This window comes from Paenibacillus sp. FSL H7-0756 (assembly GCF_038006765.1).
Classification (GTDB): domain Bacteria; phylum Bacillota; class Bacilli; order Paenibacillales; family Paenibacillaceae; genus Paenibacillus_AQ.
Genome location: NZ_JBBOVT010000002.1, coordinates 1,940,792 through 1,963,018, shown reverse-complemented (window position 1 = coordinate 1,963,018; position 22,227 = coordinate 1,940,792). Strand labels below are relative to the sequence as shown.

Annotated in this window: 17 protein-coding genes; 12 read left to right on the top strand and 5 right to left on the bottom strand. The window is 51.2% G+C overall.

All coding sequences use genetic code 11. From position 1 onward, the window contains the following. Positions 1-36: 36 nt before the first annotated feature. Positions 37-783: an SDR family oxidoreductase gene (locus tag NST04_RS25085; RefSeq protein ID WP_341186650.1), complete on the bottom strand. Its 747-nt coding sequence runs from the start codon at positions 781-783 to the stop codon at positions 37-39. 170 nt (positions 784-953) lie between these two features. Here NST04_RS25085 and NST04_RS25080 point away from each other — a divergent pair, with 170 nt between their 5' ends. Then, on the top strand, positions 954-1,826 hold the full coding sequence (locus NST04_RS25080) for a helix-turn-helix transcriptional regulator (protein WP_341186649.1): 873 nt from the start codon (positions 954-956) through the stop codon (positions 1,824-1,826). A 111-nt stretch (positions 1,827-1,937) separates the two neighbouring features. Next, positions 1,938-2,828, top strand: a complete 891-nt coding sequence (locus tag NST04_RS25075; RefSeq protein ID WP_341186648.1) for a divergent polysaccharide deacetylase family protein — start codon at positions 1,938-1,940, stop codon at positions 2,826-2,828. Here the strand turns inward: NST04_RS25075 and NST04_RS25070 are convergent. After that, a complete protein-coding gene (locus tag NST04_RS25070; protein ID WP_341186647.1) occupies positions 2,815-3,618 on the bottom strand; it encodes an N-acetylmuramoyl-L-alanine amidase family protein in 804 nt (267 codons plus the stop codon). The genes NST04_RS25075 and NST04_RS25070 overlap by 14 nt on opposite strands. 206 nt (positions 3,619-3,824) lie before the next feature. Between NST04_RS25070 and NST04_RS25065 the strand changes: the two genes are divergently transcribed. Further along, complete coding sequence (locus NST04_RS25065) at positions 3,825-4,019, top strand: YqzE family protein (RefSeq protein ID WP_341186646.1); 195 nt, start codon at positions 3,825-3,827, stop codon at positions 4,017-4,019. Positions 4,020-4,252: 233 nt separating this feature from the next. Here the strand turns inward: NST04_RS25065 and NST04_RS25060 are convergent, their stop codons facing one another. From NST04_RS25060 to NST04_RS25050, 3 genes are all read right to left on the bottom strand, one after another. Continuing rightward, positions 4,253-5,332, bottom strand: a complete 1,080-nt coding sequence (locus NST04_RS25060) for a hypothetical protein (RefSeq protein WP_341186645.1) — start codon at positions 5,330-5,332, stop codon at positions 4,253-4,255. Positions 5,333-5,531: 199 nt separating this feature from the next. Next, entirely contained in the window at positions 5,532-6,578 is a 1,047-nt protein-coding gene (locus NST04_RS25055; RefSeq protein WP_445667943.1) for a YqhG family protein, read from the bottom strand. Between the two features lie 11 nt (positions 6,579-6,589). Beyond that, positions 6,590-8,335, bottom strand: a complete 1,746-nt coding sequence (locus tag NST04_RS25050) for a DEAD/DEAH box helicase (protein WP_341186644.1) — start codon at positions 8,333-8,335, stop codon at positions 6,590-6,592. Positions 8,336-8,760: 425 nt separating this feature from the next. Between NST04_RS25050 and NST04_RS25045 the strand changes: the two genes are divergently transcribed. The 9 genes from NST04_RS25045 to cydC all read left to right on the top strand — a co-directional run bounded on the left by NST04_RS25045 (position 8,761) and on the right by cydC (position 22,204). Further along, positions 8,761-12,297, top strand: coding sequence for an LAGLIDADG family homing endonuclease (locus tag NST04_RS25045; protein WP_341186643.1), 3,537 nt, complete (start codon positions 8,761-8,763; stop codon positions 12,295-12,297). 133 nt (positions 12,298-12,430) lie between these two features. Continuing rightward, a complete protein-coding gene (locus tag NST04_RS25040) occupies positions 12,431-12,610 on the top strand; it encodes a hypothetical protein (RefSeq protein ID WP_341186642.1) in 180 nt (59 codons plus the stop codon). Positions 12,611-13,020: 410 nt separating this feature from the next. Next, positions 13,021-14,229 carry a DEAD/DEAH box helicase gene (locus tag NST04_RS25035; protein ID WP_341186641.1) on the top strand — a complete coding sequence of 403 codons (1,209 nt, stop codon included), beginning with the start codon at positions 13,021-13,023 and terminating at the stop codon, positions 14,227-14,229. Continuing rightward, complete coding sequence (locus NST04_RS25030; RefSeq protein ID WP_341186640.1) at positions 14,162-15,892, top strand: hypothetical protein; 1,731 nt, start codon at positions 14,162-14,164, stop codon at positions 15,890-15,892. Before NST04_RS25035 ends, NST04_RS25030 begins: the two co-directional genes overlap by 68 nt. A 36-nt stretch (positions 15,893-15,928) precedes the next feature. Further along, positions 15,929-16,102 (top strand): hypothetical protein, encoded by a 174-nt coding sequence (locus NST04_RS25025; RefSeq protein WP_341186639.1) that lies wholly within the window; start codon positions 15,929-15,931, stop codon positions 16,100-16,102. Positions 16,103-16,347: 245 nt separating this feature from the next. Beyond that, positions 16,348-17,715 (top strand): cytochrome ubiquinol oxidase subunit I, encoded by a 1,368-nt coding sequence (locus NST04_RS25020; protein WP_341186638.1) that lies wholly within the window; start codon positions 16,348-16,350, stop codon positions 17,713-17,715. Further along, the gene (locus NST04_RS25015) at positions 17,712-18,725 is read left to right on the top strand and encodes a cytochrome d ubiquinol oxidase subunit II (RefSeq protein ID WP_341186637.1); all 1,014 of its coding nucleotides are present in this window, start codon (positions 17,712-17,714) and stop codon (positions 18,723-18,725) included. Before NST04_RS25020 ends, NST04_RS25015 begins: the two co-directional genes overlap by 4 nt. After that, positions 18,726-20,486, top strand: a complete 1,761-nt coding sequence (cydD, locus tag NST04_RS25010) for a thiol reductant ABC exporter subunit CydD (RefSeq protein ID WP_341186636.1) — start codon at positions 18,726-18,728, stop codon at positions 20,484-20,486. Beyond that, entirely contained in the window at positions 20,483-22,204 is a 1,722-nt protein-coding gene (gene cydC, locus NST04_RS25005; RefSeq protein WP_341186635.1) for a thiol reductant ABC exporter subunit CydC, read from the top strand. Before cydD ends, cydC begins: the two co-directional genes overlap by 4 nt. Positions 22,205-22,227: the final 23 nt, after the last annotated feature.

Here is a 22,227-nt window from a genome sequence, read left to right as displayed (position 1 = left end):
ATAGCGGCTGAGCTGGACCGGAGCTCTGCAAAAAGCTTAAACGAGCGTAGAACCGCCATCCACGACAATAATTTGACCGGTAGAATAGTTCTCCCGCATTAAGTATAAAAATGCTTCGGCACCATCCTCCGGTTCACCGATTCTCCCCACTGGAAGTGATTCCCCGACATTATTGTACATTATGCTCCGGTGCTTCTCAGGAACCTCGTTCCAAAACTCGGTACGCATAATGCCGAAGCTAACGGTGTTGACGCGAAGCGGGCTCAACTCAACGGCCAACGCTCTGGTGAGGGACTCAACAGCTCCACATATACTGGCTGCAACAGTAACTCCTTTCTGCGGACGAGCTCCGGCGATACCGGAAGTCAGCGTGAGCGAACCGCCTCGCCGGATGTTCTGACTGCCGTATTTGGCAGCCATGAACGCTCCCCAGTATCGCAAGTTGAATAATTGCTGTGCAGTCCCGATGTCGGTGATATCCAGATTTTCGATCATCATTGGGTCGCCGGCAGTAAACACCAAGTGATCGAATTCGCCGATATTACTAAAAAATGTTCTAACCTGTTCCTCATTCGTCAAATCCACCGCATACCCTTCGGTACCTTCAGGCAAACGCGAAACGGCCCGGTCAACTTTTTCTTTTTTGCTGGACACGACGACTAGGTTCGCCCCTTCCCGGGCGGCGGCTTCGGCGGTCGCAAATCCGATTCCTGAGGTTCCTCCAAGAATAACAACACGTTTGTCTTTGAAACGATGCCCATATTCGTTCTCTATTGTTTGCACAAGAAAAATCTCCTTTGTATTCGATATTTGAATTTAAGAACGGGTGATAACACGATTATAATCAGTTATAGAACCGGTAAACAGGTGTGCGTTTATACTACTGCTCCGGATACTATTGGCACGATTACTAGTATAAAAAGTATCACCAATAGAGAGGAGGTAACCTGTTCATGAATGATGAGAGAAGACGTAAAGAATTGGCTGATTTCCTCCGTTCACGACGCTCGCGTGTCTCTCCGGTAGAGATGGGGCTGCAGGTGGAACAGTCACGCCGCCGCACGAAAGGCTTGCGGCGGGAAGAAGTGTCAAGCTTATCGGGCATTTCTTTGCCATGGTATACAGCACTGGAGCAGGGCCGGGACATTCATGTGTCGGAGCAGGTTCTGGAAAGTCTGGTGCGGACATTGCGTCTTAACAGCGGCGAACGCAACCATCTTCTTTTATTGGCCAATCCTTCACCGCTTCTGCAGTCAAACTCGGATGATGCCGTTCCTCCTTCCCTGCAGAAGATACTGGACAGGATGGGAACCTATCCAGCGTACATTATGGATCGACGCTGGAATGTTATCGCAATGAACCAAATAACAGATACGTTGTGTAGAGACTTCAGCCGAGACCCGGAGCTCGGAAAAAATATTCTTTGGCGTGTTTTTGCAGTGGAGGAGAGCAAGCTTCGCATTGCGAATTGGGAGAAGGTTGCCTCGATGATGGTGGCCCATTTCAGAAGCCGGTTTGCCCTTTACATGAACGATTCGTGGTATCAGGAGCTGGCCGAGAAGTTAATGGACAGGAGCGAAGAATTCAGGACGTTATGGGAACGGCATGATGTCTCCGATTCTTTCGAGGGTGAACAAATCATCCGTCTTCCTGAAACTGAACTGCTGACGTTCCAATACCATACTTTTAAAATTTCTGAGAGCAGCGATTATGCAATGAGGGTATTCACGCCCGTATCCGAAGAAAATAAAGTGCAGGTGCTGGAGGACATGCTTGAAGCAGACCGCCGGGGAGCCGGATGGCTTATCCAGCCCAATGGCGGGTGAAAGCGGCTCTCCCTGCCATTGTTAATTTTTGCGTAACCACTTTCGTACATATTTCACCTTCGGGAGCCAAACAATGAGAACAATTGTTGAATCACGAAGGAGGTTCTATAGATGAAGAGACGCAATTCCAGAAGGAAGCATATCCTATTATATCTGCTGGCTGCGGTTATGGTAATGCTCACTGCGCTTGTTCCCCCAGCTCCGCATATGGTGTCTGCTGCTCCGGCAGGCAAGGCTGCTTCCCCACCTGCGGCCCACAGCGGTTCCGTCACCCGGCAGGAAGCGGAGCAGAAGCAGCCGCCCCGCGTCGCTGTTATTATTGATGACTTCGGCAATGACATGCGCGGGACGGAAGAGATGTTCAAGCTACCGGTCAAAATTACCGTGGCGGTGATGCCGTTCATGCGCTCCAGTGAGCAGGATGCCCGGCGCGCGCATGAGCTTGGCTTCGATGTGCTGGTCCACCTGCCGATGGAACCGCGTCAGGGCAAGCCGGAATGGCTGGGGCCGGGGGCCGTGCTGACCAGCATGAATGATGCCGAAGTCCGGAGGCGGGTGGAAGCTGCGCTCGATAATGTGCCTTACGCGATTGGCATTAACAATCACATGGGCTCCAAGGTGACCGGTGACGAACGGGTCATGGGCATCGTGCTTGCCGTCTGCAAGGAGCGCGGCCTGTTCTTCGTAGACAGCCATACCAACTACCGTTCAGTCGCGGGACGGATGGCCCGGGAGCTGGGGATGCCGCCGGTGGAAAATCATATTTTCCTGGATGATGTGCATTCGGCAAGCCATGTAATCAAGCAGATGAAGCTCGTGCAGGAGCGGGCCATGAGTCAAAAGTTCTGCGTCACCATCGGTCATGTCGGCATCCAGGGCAAAGAGACCGCCGCGGGCATCCGCAGCGGCATTGCCGGAATGAAGGACAAGGTGCAATTCGTCGGTATCTCCGATCTGGTCCGCGAGGAATGGAAGTGGAATGCCCGGCTTACACTTCCATAAGATAGGCAGCGATCCCGTTCGCAATGGCTTCGGCGATCTCTTCCTGGCCCTTCGGTGTACAGAGCTTCTCGCGGTCAGCCGGACTGCTGACAAATCCCGCCTCAACGATCACCGTTGTGGCGGTTATTTTGTTGAGCAGATAGAACGGTTTGCCCCGGACAGGATCATTCTTCATCCCGTAGAGCCTGTTGAGCTGATCCTGTATGGTCCGGGCCAGCAGGAAGCTGCGTCCTTCCTGGCGGTACAGGACGAGCGGACCATGCTTGGACGGGGATTTCGCCCAGTTAATGTGGATGCTGACCACAACATTGGCCGGAAGCGTCTCTGCCAGCTCCTTGCGCTGGGCCAGATCGCGCAGATGCCGGGATCTGTTCCTCAGCCACAGATTCTCATCGCTGGGCGCATAATCGCCGGTCCGGTTCAGAATCGTATCGAAGCCGTCCGCACGCAGCAGGAGGAAGAGACGGCGTGAGATGGCGAGGGTAATGTCCTTCTCCAGAATGCTGCCGTAGGAAGTTCCGCCGTCAATTCCTCCATGCCCGGCATCGATCAGAATGATCCGCTGGTCATGGCCGAGCATATGCTGGCGGTGTTTGGGCTGCTCTGCCTGCGGATTAGTGCGTGAAGCAGCCGCGTGGATCACAGCGGGGTTGCCTGCTGTAAGCATGAGCAGAACGCTTGCTGCGGCTATGATCTTTTGCAGCCGGTACCGGGATCTCGGCGGGGCCTGCTCTTTTAAATGATGGGAATGTGTAGCGGTATGGGACTCCAATGCTTCTGATTGTCTCAAGTGAATAACCTCCCTGCCGGAATAATCAACAGCTACTTGAACTTAACGACGGTTTATACAGGTGTAGTCTTGTTAGATTGTGCCTTAACGGCCCAACCTATGCGAAGCTTCGGATTCCGGTTTAGAGATCGGAGGATTGGAGCACACTATAGGTATAAGATCAAGGGGCGGGAACCCGCCAAGCACTCACCTGGGAGGTGTATGAGATGGCATCCGGCGGAGATGATCTGGTGAAGTATATTACGGAGAAGGTAGTCGTCTACATTGAGAACCCTCGGGCTGTCCATGCCAGACGGAAGGCAGAGAAGCAGCCATGGGCGGAAAAATGGTTCGGCACGCTGCCGCTCGCCTGGTCCGTGTGGCGCAGCAAATGGAGCCGGAACGGAGATAGTAAGGAGTAGCGCTTCAGCCGGTAAGCGGGCGCTGTGTGGGCATGAGGTGTATAAATGCACCTCATTCTGTCCTTTTGCCCGATTTCCACTAATTCAGGGGGTACAAGTGCACCTGAGTTCGCAGAAGTCGGGCGTTGAGTGTGAATCAGGTGTATAAGCAAACAGCCTTCCCAAGTGGCGCCGTACAGACGGTGCCCGGGAAGGCTGTTTCAGTATGGAGCAGGAATTCTGCCAGTGTCAGTCTACCGGCTTGAACCGGGCAGAACAGCCGAGCCCAGCGAGGTTCCTCCGGGCAGCGGTACCGGCAGCTTGTGGAAGGTTCCGGCCTTCTGTAGGGCATTAAGCGGGAGGTAGCGGATGCCACCGGGACCGGCAGCAGCATAGACTACTGCGGCTTCTGTGCTTCCCTGGTCCCGGGAAGCGCCGGGCTTCAGCCAGCTCTGGCTGCCTGTAATCATGAATGGCGCGCCCAGCGTGTCGTTGTGCCCCGAAGACTGGAAGGCGAGACTGCCCCGCTCCTGCAGCAGAGCGCTAAGGCTTGCTCCATTCAGCGTCTTCAGACTGGGTGCGGTCAGCCACAGCAGATCGGCATAAGGGTCATCCTCTCCGCCGCTCCGCAGAGCGGGCAGGGCAGTTCGAGCTTGCCCAGGGCTGGAGGACAGCATAGCTGAGGCTTCCGGTGCAGCATTAAGAATAGGCTCAGCCTGGCCCTGACTCCAGGGTAGGGTCTCCAGGACGGCAGCATTCAGATACAGCGTGCTGTTCTTGGTAGTGATTTTCCAGACAGGCAGCATTGGAGCATAGAGCGCCGTAACCCCGATAGCACCTGAAGAATTAGAGGGTATCAGTCCTTGCTGCACCAGATACTGGCGCAGTTCAGTCATACTATAAGGGAGTCCATCGGTTCCGGCTCCGTATTCGCTAAGCAGATATCCGCCCTGATCCGCAGCGGAGATAATGAGATAGCCGATCCGCTGGCCGCTGCTCATCACATTGACCAGCCAGCTGCGCGTTCCCGGACCAAGCGGGTAGACCTCCGTTACGGCATTCTTCCATTCCTTAAAAGGAGCATCCGCAGAGAGCTGATTCATCGTCTGCCGGGTGAAGGCCTGCAGCGTTTCCGGCGCCGGAATCGGCTTCATTTCAAGTCCCGGAAGAACCTCCTGCGTGACAGCCTGCGTCACGGTCGTCCGGCTGGCTTGTGATGCTAGCGCCTGAGGAGAGGAGGCACTGGCAGCCAGCAGAGTCAGTCCAAGAATCAGACAGAGGAGCAGGCGGCCACGCCGCCGGAATGAACCCTTCTGCCTTATAGAGATGTTCATAGTATAGGTCACCTTTCCTGTACCCAAGGATATTCGCAGAGCACGCTGTCCCGGCCGCCTTGCCGCAAGCCCGGGCTTGCTTCCGCTTCTTACTGTCCATTCTAGGGGACAAGCCCTGAAAAGGCTGTTGCTTGCTGTCGCGCCGGGCGGCGGGAGTTTCGCTGTTTTTTTGCCTGCTTTTAGCGGACCAGGTCGCATTCTATGTGCTGCGCAGATGAAACAATCCGTACGTTACGGCAGAAACTGCAATCTGCGGCTCATACTGCCACGAGGTCTCCTGACGGCGGCGGTTGTACTGCTCCTGGATGGCGAGCCGCTTCTCTTCTTCCGGTTCTTTCAGCAGCTCCGCGTAGTAGATGTCCACGATACTAAGCTCCAGCTCCAGCCGCTCTCGGGCTTCTTCCGCCCAGGTGTAATCCAGCAGCGCCAGCTTGGAAGTCAGATATCCCTCCAGCCGGTCGGCTCCGTCCGTAATCCCCAACTCGAACGGCTGAACATGAATGTTCTCCGGCAGCCGTGGCGTCAGCTCCTTGCCGGCCAGCCGGGCCTCGAAGTCCGGGACGATCAGCCCGGTGGTTAAAGAGACCGCGATGAAATGCAGCTCCTCGCGCTTCAGGTCACAGGTCATTTCGACCTTGTAGCAGACCGCCAGCCACGGCTCGTAGGCGGCCGAGAACAAGGTGGTCCGCTGCCTGAGGCCAGGGTCCTCGAACAGTTGGAGACACCGGCCTTCGTCCCGCGCCGCCGACCAGATCTGCCGCAGGCGCTTGCTGCCGTAGGTCACATCCTCGCGGCGGATCATCCCCGGTCCGAGGCGCGGCAGCGCCGGAACGATGCCGAAATACCGCGCGAGGATGCTGTCTTCCGGCGCAGCCGATACCCCCGGCGGCAACGCCGCTCCCTGCGCCGCGCCAAGGTCCGCGCTTGCTTCGGCATCCGCCGCCCCGGCCAGACCCGGCGGCGCTCCCGCCCCTGCCGGGCGGCTTGCCCCGCCGCGCGGGCGGGCCGCAGGCGTGGCAGCCTGCGCGGCCAGTTCATCGTACTTCTGCGGGTCGAAGACGAAGCTGAAGGACAGGGTCTCGGGATCTACGCCCGTGCGCTCCACGAAGCCCCAATAATAAGGGCGGTCCGTCAGCATCCGGTCCGCGCGCGGGGAGAGCTTCACCGTCACATGCAGGGGAGAGGATTCCAGAATCGTACATTCGGTCGCTTCCAGATAATCCATGACCTGCTTGCGTACTTCCATAGGGGACAGCATCAGTTAGGCACCCCGCTATCATCCAGCTTGGCGTGGCTCAATTCACTGAGCGAATCGCCGATCGTATCCAGCCCGCTGCGCAGCTCCTCGTCGCTGCCCGCTTCGAGAACGATTTTGTACAGGCTTTTTTCAAGCGAGCCCTTCTGCTCGAAGCGCTCCAGAATGACATCCAGCCCGCCGATGACCATCTCGAACATGTTGATTTTCTCATGCAGCAGGTGGAGGATATGCTCTTCAATCGTCCCTTCGGTGGAGAGGTTATAGATGACCACATCATTCTCCTGACCGAGCCGGTGGACCCGGCCGATCCGCTGCTCGACCCGCATCGGGTTCCAAGGCAGATCGAAATTGATCATATGGTGGCAGAACTGCAGGTTGATCCCTTCGCCGCCGGCTTCAGTGGCAATCATCACCTGGGCGCGTCCGCGGAAGAGGTCCATCATCCAGTCTTTTTTGCCGCGGTTCATCCCGCCGGAATACGTCACACATTGCAGTCCATGCTCGCGGAAATACTGAAGCAGATACTCCTGCGTGGCCCGGTATTCCGTGAAGACGATCACCTTCTCGTTCATTTCACGGATTAATTCCATCGTCTTCTCCGCCTTGGTATTCGTCTTGACCGTTCGGATCGTCTGGAGCAGCCCCATCATCCGCTCGCGCTTCGGCGAATCGGCCGGCAGCTTCTTGATCAGATTCACCAGCGTAACGAACACCGCATCCCGGCTGCTGCACACCTCACGTTGAAGCGTGACCAGGGAGAGCATACTGCTGAGATTGCCGCCCGCCTCCTGATACTGTTCTTTGACAAAAGCGGTCACGCCATCATACAGCGCCTTCTCCTCTGCGGAGAGGGTGAGGGGGATATTGCGCACCTTGCGCTTGGTGAAATTCACCGGGCCTTCGCCCCGGCGGTTGCGGATCATGACCTTGGACAGCTCGCCCCGGAGCTGAACCTCATTCTTGGGCTGGCGCTTATCCACCACGAAATTGGTAGCAAAATCGCCCTGATTCCCAAGCTGGCCCGGCTTCAGCAGCGTAATCAGATTGAACAGCTCGCCAAGATCGTTCTGCACGGGGGTGGCGGTGAGCAGCAGGCAGTATTTTTTGCGGAGCTGCTGTACGAACAGATAATTGGTCGATTTCTTGTTCTTCAGCTTATGGGCTTCGTCGATAATCAGCATGTCATACTCCTGGCTCAGCAGCATTTCCTTATGAGGGTCACGCTTGGCTGTATCCATCGAGGCGACGACAATGTCATTGCCCCAGGAATAGGCTTTCTTTTGCGCTACGGCAGAGATTCCGAACTTCGTATTCAGCTCTCGTACCCATTGCAGGACAAGCGAGGCCGGCACCAGAATCAGAACCTTGCTCACCAGCCCGCGCACCAGATATTCCTTCAGCACAAGTCCCGCTTCGATGGTCTTGCCAAGTCCGACTTCATCGGCCAGAATCGCTCGTCCCGACATCTCGAACAGCACCTTGTGCGCCGTATCCAGCTGATGGGGCAGGGGAGACAGCCCGGACAGATGCTTCATACACTGCAGCTCATCGAAGCTGGTCACCAGGCCCGACTGCTCTCCCTGTACAGCAAGGCGGGATAAGCGCCAGTCGCCCCACGGCCCTCCTTTATCGAGTCTCGATTCCAGATCATGCAGCCAGTTACGCTCAAAAGATAGAGGAACAGGCAGCAGCGGCGCAGAAGTTACCTTCTCTTGGGGCAAGGAATTGCGGAATAATTGCGTCATGTTGCAGCCTCCTCCGTCGCAGTTTCATATCGAAATGCGTAACAGTAGTATGCTCGTTTCAGAGAGATTTCATAACCAGAGGGGCATGGAATTCACAGAGGAACGCTGTAATCCGCCTTGAAAGCTTTCAGTTCCGCTGCCCTGCAAAAAAGCGAGAAAGAGGGAGGAAATCAGCCGTTCTTTTCCTGTTTTTCCGTTATTCCTGCCTGGGGCTGCTTTTTCAAAAAAGACCTCTATCCACAACATGTGGTATAGTTTAAAAGTTAACGCACACCATATATTGTTACAAAAGCATGAAATTTAGCGGGTATGCGGATTTAATTCGGTTGTTTGTTATTGACAAAAGGAGCTTTCGCCGGACAAGCAGGCTGCGGCTGCCTTGCCGCCGGAAGCATGACCTATTACATCCCCGGGAGGTTTTGGTATTGAGTACAGTGGAACACAACAAGCGTCTAGAGGGTCTGAGCGAGAAAATATTCCTGGACCGTTACGCCTGGAAGGACGCAGACAGCAATAATGCCAAGGTAGGCGATGTGGTGCTAGTCCTGACCAAGGACGATCCGAAGTTCCCGACCAAGGAGGTCGGCGAGATTGTGGAGCGCACAGGCCGGATCGTTACGGTTCGAACCCGCAGCGGGGAGCTGGTGCAGTCGGATGTCGAGAAGCTGACTCTGAACATCGAGAAGACGCCGGAGGAGATGTGGGATCGTCTGGCGGCCGCGATGGCCTCAGTAGAGAAGACACCCGAGCTTCAGGAGGAGTGGACCAGCCGGTTCCGCTCCATTCTGGATGACTGGAAGCTGGTTCCAGGGGGACGGATTGCGGCTGGCGCCGGGGCAAGCGAAGAGCTTACGTTATTCAACTGCTATGTTATTCCCTCTCCAAAAGACAGCCGGGGCGGCATCATGGAGACCCTCTCCGAGATGACCGAGATTATGGCCCGCGGCGGCGGGGTTGGCATCAATCTGTCCTCGCTGCGTCCGCGCCGCGCTATTGTCCGTGGGGTGAACGGTTCCTCCAGCGGCTCTGTCTCCTGGGGTGGCCTCTTCAGCTACACTACCGGACTGATTGAACAGGGCGGCAGCCGCCGCGGTGCGCTGATGCTGATGATTAACGACTGGCACCCGGATGTGCTGGATTTCATTACCGTGAAGCAGACGATGGGCCAGGTGACGAACGCCAATCTATCGGTATGCGTGAGCAACAGCTTCATGAAGGCCGTGAAGGAGGATCTGGATTGGGAATTGGTCTTCCCCGATACGACTGACCCGGATTATGACACCCTGTGGGACGGCGATCTCGATAAATGGAAGGCCGATAACCGCCGCGTCATTCCTTACCGTACCGTCAGAGCGCGCGATATCTGGCAGACGATTATCGAATCGGCCTGGAAATCAGCGGAGCCGGGCGTTGTTTTCATGGAGTATTATAACCAGATGTCTAATAGCTGGTATTTCAATCCAATCATTTGTACCAATCCGTGCTTCCACCCGGATACCCGTATTGCAACGGAATATGGACTTTTAACCATTGAAGAGTTATATAAGAAGGTTGGAACGGAATCCTTCCTGGTGGGAACCGATTTGAGACTAGTCGAGCAGGCCAAAGTGGTCGGCGGCAGAAGCTATGAAGTTCCAGGTCTACAGATGAGACGGGCTACAGTGTTCCCGACTGGGACCAGAGAAACCTTGAAGATCTCGCTGCAAAATGGGGTTGTGCTATCCGTTACGCCTGAGCACCGCTTATTTACCGACTCCGGCTGGAAAGAGGCCCGGAACCTGAATGCAGAGGATTGTGTATATTTGCAGTCCGGTGAAGGCGGGTTTGCGGCTGAGGATCAGCTTGGTGAGGGTTGGGTCCGCGAACAGCTTGAGGGACTTGGAGTCAAGGCGGTTAGAGCCGGTGAGAAAGAGGTTCCGGCTGCACTGTATAGCGCTTCACGTGAGACCGTTGTTGCGTTCCTGCAAGGATTATTCTCGGCAGACGGAACGGTATATGACCGAGATGAGATGCACCGTTCGGTACGGCTGACTTCAGCTTCGAAGAAGCTGCTTCAAGGCGTTCAATTGCTGCTGCTTAATTTCGGAATTAACAGCTCCATCAATAGCGACGGACACAGCGGATTCTATGAGCTTATCCTAAGCGGCAACAACATCCTGGAATTCAAGAATAAGATCGGCTTCAAGCTTCTTACCAGAAAACAAGAGGCACTGGAGCGCATTGCCAGACCTTCCCGCAAAAATGAAAAGTTTATCTCCAAAGTCGTTGGTATCGAAGCAGGCGAGGTTGTGACGGTATACGATATTACTGAGCCTGTTACGCACTCCCTGATCGCTGGCGGTGTTGTGGCTCATAACTGCGGGGAACAGGGCCTGCCCGGCTGGGGCGTGTGCAACCTGTCCGCAGTCAATCTCTCCAAGTTCTACGATGCCGATAACCATGATGTGGACTGGGCAGATCTTGCGAGAACTACCCGTTATTCCGTGCGTTTCCTGGATAATGTTATCGACAAGACACCGTATCATTTCCCGGAAAATGAAGCGAACCAGAAGCTCGAACGCCGCGTAGGCCTCGGCACCATGGGACTGGCTGAGCTGATGATTAAGCTGAATATCCGCTACGGCAGCCCCGAATCGCTGGAGTTCCTGGACAAGCTCTACGGCTTCATGGCCCGCGAGGCCTATCTGGCTTCTGCGGAGATTGCCGGAGAGAAGGGCTCATTCCAGGCGTTTGACACCGACAAATATTTGCAGAGCGGCTTTATGCGGAATATTACCGAGGTGTACCCGGAGGTCGGCGAATCGATCCGTAAGCATGGCATGCGTAACGTGACTGTAATCACCCAGGCCCCTACCGGCAGCACAGGAACCATGGTCGGTACATCTACAGGCATCGAGCCGTATTTTGCCTTCAAATATTTCCGCCAGAGCCGTCTCGGCTATGACGAGCAGTTCGTGCCGATCGCTCAAGAATGGCTGGAAGCCCATCCGGGAGAGGAGCTGCCGGAATACTTCGTCACTTCGATGGACCTGTCCGCTAAGGATCATATCCGTGCTCAGGCCGCTATTCAGCGCTGGGTGGACAGCTCCATCTCCAAGACCGCGAACTGCCCGTCCGACTTCACGGTAGAAGAGACCGCCGAGCTGTACGAAATGGCCTTCGATCTGGGCTGCAAAGGCGTGACGATCTACCGTGACGGCAGCCGTGATGTGCAGGTGCTGGAAACGGCGAAGAAGGAAGACAAGAAGGAAGAGGCAGCTGAAGTTAAGTCGGTGGAGGCTAAGGAAGCAAAACAGGCAGCTCCGGCTACTGTAGTTGCAAAGCCAATGACTATGGAAGCATCGGCGGGCCTGCCAGGGGCCAGCGGAGTAGACAAACAATACAAGAAGCGTCCGCAGGTGCTGCGCGGAGCGACCTATAAGATCAACACACCGTTCGGCATGGCGTATATCACCATCAATGACCTTGATGGCATCCCGGCCGAAATCTTCCTGAACGTCGGCAAGGCTGGCTCTGACGTCTTCGCCATGGCCGAAGCCCTCGGTCGAGTTTGCTCGCTGTTCCTGCGCTATGGCGACCACGGCGAGAAGGTCGGCCTGCTGATCAAGCACCTCAAGGGCATCGGCGGATCCGGCGCCATCGGCTTCGGTGCGAATCGCGTCGAGTCTATCGCCGACGCAGTAGCCAAAGCCCTGGAGACCCATGTGCTGAACAACGCCCATGACGACCATATCCCAGCGCCCATAGCGGCTACACTGGAGCTTGATTTCAACGAGGCGCTGAGCGCTGAGCTGAAATCCACCGTTCCTCCGGTAGCAACGAACGATAGCCACGGCGGTCATGACGCGCACAGCCACGTTACTGCTTCGCGGGATCTCTGCCCTTCCTGCGGGAGTGCCTCGCTGATTAATATTGAGGGATGTAAGACCTGCGGGAATTGCGGGTATAGCCGGTGCGGGTGAGGAAATCAAAAACAGGACATCCACAATCTTAAGTGAAAAATCATTTTCTGCACAGATTTAACAGATGTAATTCTAGCCTTTAGAAATCCGTATTTTCCTTATGCAATAACAAACATTGTGAGGAGGAATTTAAATGCGTGATCGTAATAAGGATGGTCAATATCGTCAGAAGCGTGCAGACACAAAGGTTGGGAATATCGAAGCTAAGTATGGGGTTGATTTTGGGGTTCGAAGTGACATGGAGCTTGGGACCTTAAGAAAACAGCATGGCGACAAATCACTGACTCAAATTCTAAAAGATCAAAACAAATAACAACATAGGGGGAGTGACTGTTGGCTCCCCTTTCTTTAATAAAATGACAGCAAGAAACGCATAAGGTTCGCATAACAACCAATAAGGGAGTCATAATGTATGCCTCAGATAATAAATCAAGTAACCAAGTTAGCAGTTCGTAAATAGTTATATACTCATGTTACTGATTAAGCTTAGAAGAAGCGATACCATTATTGATGGGAAGAGTAATAAATAAGAACATTAAAGAATTACTCCAACGTGTTAAATGCCTTTGCTTAATTTGATGAACATGTAAATTTTGAAAAATTAATAATTGAACATGTTTTCCTTAGATAATAAGATTGATTAAAAAATTATATTGGAGAATGAATAATTTACAGAACAAAGTAATGAAATCCACATTATGATTAGTGAAAGGAGAATAGTAAATGAGTCATTTCTCAGAAAGATATAATGATCTACGTTATACTATTTCGACTGATGGAACGCTTGGACTGAGGAATGCTCAAATAGGCGCTATTCATGCGATTGCTTCATTTAATACTTTGCAGAAAAAAATCGCTGGTATAGTTGTCATGCCAACAGGATCAGGAAAGACGGCCGTTTTAATGATGGCACCATATATCACGAATAGCATGAAAGTTTTAATTGTAACACCAAGTGTCATGGTTCGTGGACAAATCTTTAACGACTTTTCAGAGCTTAAAACACTGAAAAAGGCTTTGGTTTTTACGAATGAAATTACTCCGCCAGCTGTTTATGAACTGAAAAATAAATATTCTATTGAACTTCAATCTACTGTTGAAGCTGCAGATGTTATTATTGCAACTCCTCAATGCGCATTGTCCTTATCTGAAAGTGATATTAGTAATTTATTTGATTTAGTATTAATAGATGAGGCGCATCATGTACCGGCACTTACATGGCAACAGATCCTTATAAACATGAAGGAATCGAACCATTTTTTATTCACTGCTACGCCTTTTCGCATGGATCGTAAAGAGATCAAGGGCGAAATTTTATATACTTATCCGTTGTCAATGGCTCACCGTGATGGTATTTTTGGTGAAATTCTTTACATCCCGATTGATGAGGCACCTGAAAAAGATAAACTCATTGCAAAAGAAGCAGAACGTTTATTTCTAAACGATAGACAGCAAGGATACGATCATTACCTTATGGTGAGAACTGATACTAAAGAGAAGGCTAAATACCTAGAACATCTTTACAAAACCGAAACAGCTTTAACTTTAAAACGCATAGATAGCTCTATGTCTTTCAGGACTGTAGAACTGAGTATTAGCGCATTAAAAGAAAGAAAGATTGATGGAATCATTTGTGTTGATATGTTAGGAGAAGGATTTGACTTCCCTAATTTGAAAATAGCTGCTATTCATGATCCTCATAAATCTCTTGCTAATACTCTCCAGTTCATTGGCAGATTTGCACGAACAAATGCTGAAAATATTGGTGTTGCAAAATTTATTGCCATGAATGATGAAGAATTGATGGTGGAAAATTTCAAGCTTTTTTCTAGTGATGCTATTTGGCAAGAAATAATAGTGGACCATGAGCGAGAGAACTATTCGCAAAGAAGAAGAAGTAAAAAAAAATCTAAGCGAGTACGTTCGAGATGACGGTTTAACTATGTCAGAAGATATTATCACTTTGCATAGTTTAAGACCTAATTGCCATGCGAAAGTTTATCATATATCGGGTTTTGATATTAACGGGGATTTCCCAAAAATATGTCGTGTGGGAGAGAATATCTATAGAAATCCTGCGGATAATACGGTGATAGGCATTGGAACATTAAAAAATCGTCCGAAATGGTCTGATACCGACCAAGTGTTGGACATTCAAAATTTTCTCTTCATTGTACATTACCAAAAAGAAACATCGCTGCTCTTTATATATTCACAAATGAAAAGCGAAATGGATTATCAATTGATAGCAGAAGCATTCACTACCAGTTATGACAAAATTCCAAGGAATGAAATTCATCGCGTATTAGGTGAGTTGCAAGAATTCGAAATGTTTAACACCGGTATGCAAAGTAGATTCGCGGAGACTGGTGAGTCATATCGTATCTATGCTGGTTCAAATGTAGCATCTGCGATCAATCCGGTTACCGGAAAAATGTACTCAGCAGGACATGTGTTTTGCAAAGCGGTTGCAGAAGCTGGATCAATTACTATCGGTTATAGTAGTGGATCGAAAATATGGAGCAGCTCATATGTAGTAATACCAGAATACATTAAATGGTGTAATTCGTATGGGGCTAAAATTGCTAATGAAAAAATGGAAGTAAAGACTAACACTAATTATGATTTGATGCCATTGCCAAGGAGACTCATTAAATTCCCTGAAAAGATATTTTTTTGTTTTTTTTCTGACAGAACATATACATCACCACCAGCACTTATGTTGAGCGTAGATAAAGTATCTGAGATTATTCTTACAGATGCATCATTAGAAATTATATCTGTATCAGAGGAAGAAGTTATTATTGAAGTATGTTTATCTAAGCTTAGAGAAATAGTTGTTTACTGTGTTAATGGAACTTACTCTTCTCCGGAGCCTGCTATGCTATTGAAAGACGGTAAAAATAAAGTCTTACTAGCGGAATATCTTAATAATTATCCATTGGTTTTAAAAACAACTGATGACTCTGTAATAGAAGGGAATGAAATATGTTCTGGTGCACCCGACGCAATTGTTTTTTCTAGCAACAACATAAATAATATTGCCTGGGAAAAGTATGACACAGATATTAGATGTGAGTTTGGGCAAGCTACACCAGGTCAAATTTCTATTCAAGATGCATTAGATAAAATACTGATCGAACAAGATAATTTTGATTATATGCTCTATGATCATGGCTCAGGAGAAATAGCCGACTACATCACTATCAAAGAAACAGAGCACATGATTGAAGTTGTTCTTTTTCATGTAAAAGCGATGGGAGGAAAAAAATTTAACGGAGATTTAGGCGATATTTATGAAGTCACACAACAAGCAATAAAATCAACAATATGGTTAAAATCGAGGGGGACTTTATTGGATAAAATAAAAAGCCGTAGAAAAAGCAACCATGGCGTAATGAGAAAAGGCGAATTTAATAAACTCGAAAAATTAATGAAACAAAATAAGTTATTTACTGCTAAAATTATTATTGTTCAGCCAGCTATTAAGAAGAGTGTTGAACTACCTTCTAAATATCAAGAGGTGTTAGCGGCTACAAGTTATTATATTATTAATAGTGGCCGTGTAACTGAACTGGGTATATGGGGGAGTTAAACTCTTTCCAACTTGTAACAGTGTATCAAGTGCTGTATGAATATTACATTCTTAAAAAATTCAGTTATTCAAACCGATACAATGCAAATGACAGATGACAGCTTGATGATCCCTAGAATGGAATATATGGCCCAAAAAAATTTCAAAAGATTTGTATTAATCCTAGCCATTATTTTGGGTCACAGTTTAACAATAGCAGCGGCAGCTTAAGACTTTCTTTACCAGGTCTTAGACTGCCGCTGTTTTTTTATTCACAGATCAGTCCCCTACCACGTTACCCCCCACCAAACAATAGCCCAAAAGAGTAGTTTTAGCCGTATTCACCAAGATGTAAGAAAGAGTTGAGACTTTCATGAACGTTTGAAGGCAATAAGGTGACCGGAACCGTTTTACTTAAAATTAAAGATATAATAATTCAAAATATCTAACCGCTTGGATAAGGAGGCACTAACGTTATGGGCATCGATACTGTGCTGTGGAGCAGACTGGTGACAGGCTTGACACTAGGGTTCCACGTTATTTTCGCAACAATTGGCGTTGGGGTTCCGCTAATGATCGCCATTGCAGAATTCATGGGCATACGCAAAAAAGACGCTCACTACACGCTGATGGCCAAGCGATGGGCCCGCGGGTTTGTCATTTCTGTAGCCGTGGGCGTGGTGACAGGTACGGCGATTTCACTGCAGCTGGCCTTGGTCTGGCCGAATTTCATGAAGCTTGCCGGTAACGTGATTGCGCTTCCGCTATTTATGGAAGTATTTGCTTTCTTTTTTGAGGCGATCTTCCTGGGCATTTATCTCTATACCTGGGACCGCTTCAAAAAGCCGTATATCCACTGGCTCCTTACGATCCCGATTGTTGCCGGTGCCGGGATGTCCGCTGTGTTTATCACAACTGTAAACGGGTTCATGAATCAGCCTGAGGGCTTTGCCATGGCGGGAGGACAATTCACAGCTGTGAATCCGGTGGAGGCGATGCTGAATACAGCGACGTTCTCCAAGGTGTTCCATGTCTTAAGCTCAGCCTATCTGACCGGGGCCGCACTGCTGGCAGGCATAGCCGCGTTTGCACTCCTGAGGAAGGGCGCCTCGGAATACCATAAAAAAGCGCTGAAGCTGATGATGGCCGTAGTGATGGTGTTTGGACTGCTGAACGCACTTGCTGGAGATGTATCTGCGAAATTTTTGGCGGAGCATCAGCCGGAGAAGCTGGCAGCGGCAGAGTGGCATTTTGAAACGGAGAGCGGAGCAGATCTGATTCTGTTAGGGTGGCTTAACGCAGAGCATGAGGTGCTGGGCGCACTGCACATTCCCAAATTTCTCAGCTTCCTCGCCTTTGGCGATTTCAATGCAGAGGTAACCGGTCTGAATGAATTTCCTGCGGATGAGCGGCCGCCGCTCCTGGTTCATTATTTGTTTGATCTAATGGTCGGTATAGGGTTCGCTCTATTAGGTATTTCATTCCTGTATTTCCTGTTTGTATTCTGGAAAAAACGCAATGAGCATAACAAATGGCTGCTTCGCGCGATCGCATTAGGGGCGCCGCTTGCTTTTTTGGGAGTCGAGCTGGGATGGTTTTACGCTGAAATCGGGCGCCAGCCCTGGATCTTAAGGGGATACATGCGTGTAGAAGAGGGGGCTACGGCATCACCGAGTGTGAGAATCCTGTTTTTTGTATTCCTGTTGCTGTACATCCTGTTAGGCACTGTCTGTGTTCTTGTGCTGCGGCGCATGTTCAAGGACAATCCGGCAGAAACCGAGATGGAGAAGTGGAATCAGCCTCCCGGCGACAAATCAACAGCAAGGGGTGAGCGCGCAAAATGAGTTACGAGCTGATTGGAATTTCAGTGCTCTGGCTGTTTTTATACGGCTATTTAATTGTGGCCTCCATTGATTTTGGAGCCGGGTTCTTTGCCTTTTATGCCCGGCTGACGAAGCAGGATCATCTGATCAACCGTCTGATCTCCCGCTACCTATCGCCTGTCTGGGAGATTACGAATGTGTTTTTCGTCTTTTTTTACATTGGACTTGTCGGCTTTTTCCCGGACACCGCTTATTATTACGGCTCGGCGCTGCTAGTTCCGGGAAGTATTGCTGTTATCCTCATCGCGATCCGCGGTTCGTTCTATGCGTTCGAGAATTACGGCTCCAAAAATAACATCGTATATCTGTTTCTGTATGGCGCTTCGGGCCTGCTAATTCCCGCATCCTTGTCCGTGGCGCTTACCCTGTCGGAAGGCGGCTTTATCTTTAAGCAAGGGGAGACCGTGTCTCTGGATTACTGGACCTTGTTTACGAACCCCTTATCCTGGAGCATTGTAGGCTTGGCGATTGTATCCGTGCTGTTCATCAGCGCCTCCTTCTTGGCTTTTTATGCTTCCCGGGCTGAGGATCATAATGCACTGAAGCTTATGCGTACTTATGCGCTGTTCTGGAGCACGCCGACGATTGTGATCGCGCTGACGGCCTTTATTTATTTGGGCCAGCACAATGAGCGGCATTTTCAAAATATGATGGATCTATGGTGGCTGCTTGCGCTGTCCGTAGCGTTCTTCATGCTTGCCATGTGGCTGCTATACAGCGGACGCCGTTACGGCTTGGCATTCATAAGCATCATGCTGCAATTTCTCTGCGCCTTCTTCGCTTACGGCATCGGGCAGTATCCTTATATTCTGGACCCGTTCATTACGATCGGGAACAGCATCACTTCACCGGCCATGGGCCTGGCGCTGGTCATTGTGTTCATCGGCGGGATGTGCTTGCTGATTCCTTCCCTGATTCTGGTGTTCAAGCTGTTTCTCTTTGACGCAGATTATGTGAAAGGAAAGAAATAAATGAACAAGACAACAAGCCTGATCGCTGAGCAAATGTCTAGGCAACGCAAACGATTGGTTATGCTGACCCTCCTGTCGCTCCTGCTTGGCATTGCGATCGTAAGTCAGGCCGGGCTGCTGGCGGAAGCGGTCCAGCGGGTGTTCGTGGAGAAGGCTTCCTTATCCTCGGTTGCTCTGCTGCTCGCTCTTCTGCTGTCAGTGATGGCGATCCGCAGTTTACTGTTATACGCAAACGGAAAAGTTGGCCTAACTATGGCTGCCGCCGCTAAGGCAAATATGCGTTCAGCCGTGCTGCAGAAGCTTACCCATGCGTCCATACCTTCAACACTGCGGGGGCAGACGGGAGGAAAGGTCAGTGTGGCGCTGGACGCAGTGGACGAGACGGACAGTTACTTCAGTCAATACATGCCGCGGATGGCCGAAGCAGCGATCATCCCGGTTCTGATTCTGGCCGTTACCTTTACCTTACATGCGAATACCGGCTTCATTCTGCTGTTTACGGCACCGTTCATCCCGCTGTTTATGATTCTGGTGGGACTGCAAACGAAGAATAAATCCGAAGAAAAATATGCGCAGCTCGCAGAATTCTCCGGCACCTTCCTGGATTCGCTTCAAGGGCTGGTGACCTTAAAAATTTTCGGACAATCCCGCCGCCAGCAGCAGCAGATTGAGCGCAGCAGCCTGGGTTACCGTGATGCGACCATGGATATTTTGAAGGTTGCCTTTACGAATACGTTTATGCTGGAATCGATCGTCATGCTGGGCATCGGGATTGTTGCTCTTGAATTGGCTATTCAACTGCTCGTTTTCAAATCCATGCCGTTCCACACAGCTTTTCTTGTCCTGCTGCTTGTTCCCGAGTTCTTTAACCTGCTCAAGAATACAGGAACCGCTTTTCACAGCGGGCGGACCAGTATGGGGGCGGTCCGTAAGGTGGAGCAGATGCTTGCGGAAATAGGCGGCGGTACCGGCACACAGCCGGACGGGGGAGGGCAGTCCTCAGCCAAGCTGCTCAAGCTGCCGCCATCCATTGCGCTCAATGGTGTACATTTCCACTATGCACCCGGTTCATTCGAGCTTAAGGCTGGGTCTGTCTCCATAGAACCCGGACAGCATGTTGCCATCGTCGGCCACAGCGGCTCGGGCAAAACAACCTTACTCCATCTCATTGCCGGGCTTTTGAAGCCGGTATCAGGGACAGTGACGGTGAACGGAAGCCCGCTGACAGCGTGGGAGGAAGACTCGTGGTTTGAGCAGGTCAGCTACATTACTCAGCATCCCTATATTTTTGCCGGTACCTTTGCTGAGAATATCGCCATCGGCGCCGGACGTGAGGTCTCCAGGGAAGAAATCAGGCAGGCCGCAGAGGAAGCGGGACTTGCAGCGCTGGTTGCCGGACTGGAGCAGGGACTGGACACCCATGTCGGGGAGGGCGGCAGGGGATTGTCGGGAGGGGAAAAGCAACGTCTTGCTTTAGCGCGGGCATTCTTGAAACGTCCGGCCCTGATCTTGTTCGATGAGCCTACAGTAGGTCTCGACTTGCAGACCGAACAAATCCTGCAAAGCTCCATAACAGCGCTGGCCCAAAAGGCCACGATGATCACAGTCGCACACCGGTTATACACGATCCGGCAAGCGGATAATATTTTGTTTATGGACCATGGAGTATTAGCAGCGGCCGGACCTCACGACGAGCTCCTTGAACGTATGCCTCAATATGCCGAGATGGTTGATATGCAGCGAAAAGGAGGGTCAGCATGAATGAACTGGCGATTTTGTCCAAGGCCATGATAGCGGAGCGTAAGGATATTCTCCTGTCGATTCTGGGAGGGTTTATTGCCGGCGCAGCCGGTGTGGCCCTCTTCTCCGCGAGCGGATATCTGATTTCACAGACGGTCTTCATGCCGCCGCTCTACACCCTGATCGTACTGACCTCGCTGGTCAAGCTGCTGGGTTTGCTCCGGGCGGCAAGCCGTTACGGAGAACGCCTGTATTCGCACAGAGCAACCTTTTCCATGCTTAGCCGTTTGCGCACAGGCTTTTTTGCCAGGCTGATCCCGTTAACGCCCGGTATCTTGAACAAGAACCGCAGCGGAGATCTGCTTGCACGGATTGTCGGGGATGTAGAGAGCCTGCAGAATTATTTTTTGCGTGTTGCTTATCCGCCGGTTATCGTCATCACGGTATTTCTGGCAACTATGGTGTTCAGTGCTTCTTATTCATTCTGGATGGCTTGCTTGTTTGTAACAGGAATGCTGCTGACTGCATGGGTTGTACCGGGAATCGTATTGATGGGCCAGCGGACGGTACACGGCCGTGTCCGTAAGCAGCGGGCGCTGCTGTCAACGGAAGTCACCGAAGTATTGTATGGCTACCGTGATCTGAAGGTGTACGGGCAATTGCCGCAGCGGGAGCAGCAGCTTCAGGCGGCTTCGGCAGCACTGACAGCAGAGCAGCAGCGTGCAGCAGGTCATCTGTTACGCGGACAGGCGATGCACACCTTTGTAACCTTTTTTATATCGTGGGGTGTACTGACGCTAGGGGCCTATCTAATTATGGAAGGTGCGCTGGCAGGCGTATTCTTAGCGATGCTTGTTATGGCCTCACAGACGGTGTTCGAAGAAGCAGCGGCCATGGCTACTTTACCAGCCTATAAGCAAGACAGTGAGCACGCGGCCAAAAGGCTGACTGAAACCGTATTGACTTCCGGTGATTTACCTGTGCAGCCGGGCCGCACCCTGGCGGCAGGAGAGCCTGTTTCGGTAGAGCTGTCCGGCGTTACATTCCAATATGAAGACGAGTGGCGGCCCGCGCTGACGGAAGTGTCACTACACCTCCCGGCCGGCTCCCGAACGGCTGTGGTTGGACCAAGCGGATCCGGCAAATCCACCCTGATCGATCTGCTGCTCAAGCTGCGTACGCCTGCATCTGGAGCCATACGTTTTAACGGCATTTCGGTACAAGAGCTGGATGAGTCAGGCATTTGGGAAGCCTCAAATGTCGTATTGCAGCAAAGCCATTTTTTCCGCGGAACGGTCCGTGATAACTTGCTGCTGAATGGAGAAGAACAGTCTGACGAAGTATTGTTAGTAGCTCTAGCTAAGGCCCAATTGCCGGATATGGCATTAACCGATGTTGTATTCGAAAAAGGAGAGAACCTGTCCGACGGCGAGAAGCAGCGTCTGGCTCTGGCCCGGGTCATGCTCCGCAAAGGGCGGTTATGGCTGCTGGATGAACCTACATCTTCGCTGGATTATGTCACGGAAGGGCGCGTATTAACCCATCTCTACGAACAGTCCGCCGGAGATACCTTACTGCTCATTTGCCACCGGCTTACCGGCCTGGAAGGGATGGACAGGATTATCGTCATGGAGCAGGGCAGGGTGATCGAAACGGGTTCATATGCGGAGCTAATGGAACAAGAGGGCTACTTGTACCGGATGAAGCAGATTGAGCTGCAGATGATTGGAGAGCAATAGTGAATTCTCATTTACATTTACAC